The organism is Gallibacterium melopsittaci, from assembly GCF_042433085.1.
Classification (GTDB): Bacteria; Pseudomonadota; Gammaproteobacteria; order Enterobacterales; family Pasteurellaceae; genus Gallibacterium; species Gallibacterium melopsittaci.
This window is the reverse complement of sequence record NZ_JBHLWA010000022.1, coordinates 271-672: the sequence shown is the minus strand read 5'-3', so window position 1 is coordinate 672 and position 402 is coordinate 271. Positions and strand designations below refer to the sequence as shown.

Sequence of the window (402 nt, the reverse complement as noted above, 5' to 3'; positions counted from 1 at the left end):
CTTTAGTGGTATCACCACCTACTGTTACGCTACCTTTATCAGCTGCGCTTGCACTCCCTGCAGTTGCCGATTCCGTGCCTTGAACGGTAACGTTTGAATTTTCGCCAGTCGCTGTTGCTGCACCAGTAACCGAAGCATTTTTGGTATTATCGCCACCAACAGAAACAGCCCCACCATTTTTTGCTGAGGTTGCATTAGCTTTAGCTGTTTCTCCAGAAACATTAACTTGTGAATTTGCACCATCAGCTGAAGCGGTGCCTTTCACTTCACCTTTGCCGCCAGTCTCATTTGCACCAGTGATATTGACCACACCGCCATTGTCTGCAGTAGCATCTTTTTCCGCTGTTGCAGTTTTTCCACTTACAGTAACAGTTGAAGTGTCATCGCCATTTTTACCACTTG

At 46.5% G+C, this 402-nt stretch carries 1 protein-coding gene; it reads right to left on the bottom strand.

Annotation, left to right across the window (positions count from 1 at the left end; translation table 11 throughout):
• The coding region (locus ACFFHT_RS05110; RefSeq protein WP_382374080.1) for a hypothetical protein at positions 1–402 on the bottom strand (402 nt) is incomplete at both ends.